Annotated in this window: 4 protein-coding genes and 1 pseudogene; 4 read left to right on the plus strand and 1 reads right to left on the minus strand. The window is 58.5% G+C overall.

All coding sequences use genetic code 11. The features are described from left to right. The first annotated feature begins 56 nt into the window (after window positions 1-56). The 4 genes from flgA to AC1DLB_RS26150 all read left to right on the plus strand — a co-directional run bounded on the left by flgA (window position 57) and on the right by AC1DLB_RS26150 (window position 2663). Window positions 57-818: a flagellar basal body P-ring formation chaperone FlgA gene (gene flgA, locus AC1DLB_RS26135; RefSeq protein WP_064616483.1), complete on the plus strand. Its 762-nt coding sequence runs from the start codon at window positions 57-59 to the stop codon at window positions 816-818. A 167-nt stretch (window positions 819-985) separates the two neighbouring features. Then, the gene (gene flgM / locus AC1DLB_RS26140; RefSeq protein WP_007937499.1) at window positions 986-1312 is read left to right on the plus strand and encodes a flagellar biosynthesis anti-sigma factor FlgM; all 327 of its coding nucleotides are present in this window, start codon (window positions 986-988) and stop codon (window positions 1310-1312) included. Window positions 1313-1360: 48 nt separating this feature from the next. Beyond that, window positions 1361-1828, plus strand: a complete 468-nt coding sequence (locus AC1DLB_RS26145; protein ID WP_064616481.1) for a flagella synthesis protein FlgN — start codon at window positions 1361-1363, stop codon at window positions 1826-1828. Between the two features lie 88 nt (window positions 1829-1916). Further along, window positions 1917-2663, plus strand: a complete 747-nt coding sequence (locus AC1DLB_RS26150; RefSeq protein ID WP_064616479.1) for a flagellar brake protein — start codon at window positions 1917-1919, stop codon at window positions 2661-2663. 63 nt (window positions 2664-2726) lie between these two features. Here AC1DLB_RS26150 and AC1DLB_RS26155 read toward each other — a convergent pair. Next, window positions 2727-3109 (minus strand): annotated as a pseudogene (locus tag AC1DLB_RS26155) (MFS transporter); the annotation flags it as partial.

The raw sequence follows: 3109 nt of genomic DNA on the forward strand, positions 1-3109 counted from the left end.
GTGTGTTGCGACGCACATTCATCACGAAACGGCACGGCGCTTGCTTTTTAACTCTTATGAACACAGAACCGACATTTTTCCGACACCTGACATCAACCTGCCGCAGATTGCTCTGCGCGATGTCGGCCGCTTGCCTGTTCAACGCTGGCAGCCCTGCCCTTGCTGATACGGTTACCTTGCCTGACATGCTTATCGGCGTCACCCAAGGCTTTCTTGAATTCACCGTAGAGGACTATCTGGCCACCAGTCAAACGCAAGGTCGCTACGAAATCCAGGTCAACCAGCTCGATCCGCGCCTGCGCATGCCTATGTGCGACAAGGAATTGACAGCCACCCTCGAGAGCCCGGCAAGGCCTCTGGGACGGGTCACGGTCAAGGTTCGCTGCGATGGCGCCTCACCCTGGACGGTCTTCGTGCCCGCTCAAGTGAAGCTGTTYCGCGACATTGTGACGACCACTCGTCCGCTCAAGCGCACAGGGATTATCGAACCTCAGGACGTAACCCTGCGCGAGCGTGATATYAGCCTGATAAATCAGGGGTTTCTGACTTCCGTCGATCAGGCTATCGGGCAAAAACTTACCCGACCAATGGTCGCCGATCAGATCATTACGCTGGTGCATCTCGAACAGGCGGAAGTGGTTCGCAAGGGCGACCAGGTGGTGATTACCGCCCGCAGTGGTACGCTCAGTGTGCGCATGCCGGGTGAAGCGCTGTCCAACGGCGGCCTGAGGGAACAGATTCGCGTGAAGAACCTTAACTCCCAGCGGGTCATCAAGGCGCAAGTCACAGCGCCCGGCCAGGTGGAAGTGGCCATGTAAGGGCTCTGTGTTTGTGAAGTGATGGCGCACCGCCTGGCGGTTGCCTAAACTGTGCCGCATGCAGGGCATGCGCTGGCGCATGCGAGCTCATTGATAAATGGGCCTAAAGTTTTTCGGGGAATCGCCGAAAACATGGCAAGCGTCCAAATATCCAGAGGTTTTTTGTCATGGTCATCGATTTCAGTCGTTTAAACAGCTCCTCGTCACTTACGGGCAGTACGCGTACCAGCACCGCCAAGGAAACCGCCGAAGCCGGCCAATCCGCGCCGCTGAATACCCCGGCCGAACAGGCCAGTACCACCAAAAGCGGGGAATCGGTACACCTCAGCAATGAGGCTCAACAGTTGCAGAAGGTCACTGACAAGCTGCGCGATCAGCCTGCCGTCGACAACGCCCGCGTGGCCGAGTTGAAAGCAGCGATTGCCGATGGCAGCTATAAAGTCGACAGCAACCGTGTAGCCAGCAAACTGCTCAACTTCGAAGCCCAGCGCTAGGCCACGGCCCGCGCCAGGCTTTTGGACGCTTAAAACCCAAGGCCAGCCATGCACGACACTCAATTACTGCAACTGATCATCGACGACTTCGCCCCGGCGCAACAACTGCTGGAGCTACTGCAAACCGAGTCCCTTGCCTTGCACGGTCGCGACATGCCACTGCTCGAAGAAATTCTGGCGCATAAACAGGCATTGATCATTCTGCTCGAACAGCATGGCCGCAAGCGCAGTGAAATCCTCGCCAGCCTCAACCTGCCAACCAACCGCCAGGGCCTGGAGCAACTCGCCAGCCAGTCGAGCATTGGCGAACGATTGCTGGGACAGAGCGACGTGCTCACCGACCTCCTGGCCCAGTGCCAAGCCGCCAATGTCAACAATGGCCAGTCGATTCTGGTGCAGCAGGCCGCCACGGCCAACCAGCTGAAAATCCTCACCGGCGGCGAGCCGCCAGCGCTCTACGATGCCCGCGGATCAACCTCCAAGCTCGCCAAGCCACGCCCGCTCAGTCAGGCTTAAGCCTTTCAATGAGCACGCCCTATCAAGACACGCAACATGCTGGCAGAATGCCGGCCAGTAGTCATATTTGCCTGGAGATTGATACCCCGTGTCCAATGCCTTAAGCGCGGAAGATGCTCCGCAGCCACCCAAGGTGCTCACCACGCCTTTGGAAATCTCCGGCAACCTGCGTCAGCTGCAAGACAGCCATGACCCGCTGATCATCACGTTCCACGAGCGCAGCCAGCGCTTCCAGAGTTATCTGGTGGACGTCGACCGTGACAGCAACATGATCGCCCTGGACGAAATGATCCCGCGCGACGGCGAACGCTTTCTGCTGGCCGGCGAACCGTTCAAGGTCGAAGGCTTCCACGACGGCGTGCGCATCGCCTGGGAAAGCAATGGCCCGCTGACCATCGACGAGTCCGGCGATGGCCGCTGCTACCGCGGCACGCTGCCCGATGAGGTGGTTTACCACCAGCGCCGCAATGCTTTCCGCGCTGCGTTGAAGCTGGCACAACTGGTCAATGTCGAGCTGGGGGGCGAGAAACTCAAGTCGCCCCTCGCTGGCAAACTGCTGGACATCTCCGCCACCGGCTGCAAATTGCGCTTCGAAGGCGACATCACCGCCAAGCTGCAATTGGGCCAGGTCTACGACCGCTTCATCGCCGCCCTGCCCTTCGGCAGCATGACGGCACCGGTGGAGCTGCGTTACCTGCACTTTGAAGAAAAGATCAACACCACCTTCGCCGGCGTGCGCTTTCACAACATGAGCGGCCTGGTGCAACGGCAGGTCGAGCGGTTCGTCTATCAGCTTCAGCGTGAAGCGCGGCGCTTTGACAAAGACGACTTCTGATACACCCCGCCAATAAAAAACGGGCAGTCCCTTGCGGGGATTGCCCGTTTTTTTATGTCTTGATCAAGGCCGCGCTTCGGTAAAACTTTGCTCGCGACCTGCGTCCGGGTCTTCTGAATCCGAAACTGGTTCAGGTTCAGGTTCTGGCTCGGCATCCGGATTGACATCAGCCTCCGGGTTGACCGGGTTCTGCATCTGATCCTGCACCACCTGCTCATCGACACGCGGGTCAAGGCAAGCCACCAGTGGCGAACTCGTCATGCTGTCCGGCATGGCCACGTGATGCAGTGGAGCATCGTCCACCTGATGCAGATTGGTGACTGCTTTCGGGCGGATTCGCCACACCAGCACCAATGCAAAAAAACTGAAAAAGGCATACAGCATCTGGCTGCCGAACAACTTCATCAATACCCCTGCCACCAACGGTCCGACACTCGCGCCGACAC

It is taken from the genome of Pseudomonas sp. 05N434, from assembly GCF_056396965.1.

Excerpts from the sequence above, each read along its gene's own strand:
- flgM (WP_007937499.1), top strand. The coding sequence starts at position 986 with ATGGTCATCGATTTCAGTCGTTTAAACAGCTCCTCGTCACTTACGGGC.
- AC1DLB_RS26145 (WP_064616481.1), top strand. The coding sequence starts at position 1,361 with ATGCACGACACTCAATTACTGCAACTGATCATCGACGACTTCGCCCCG.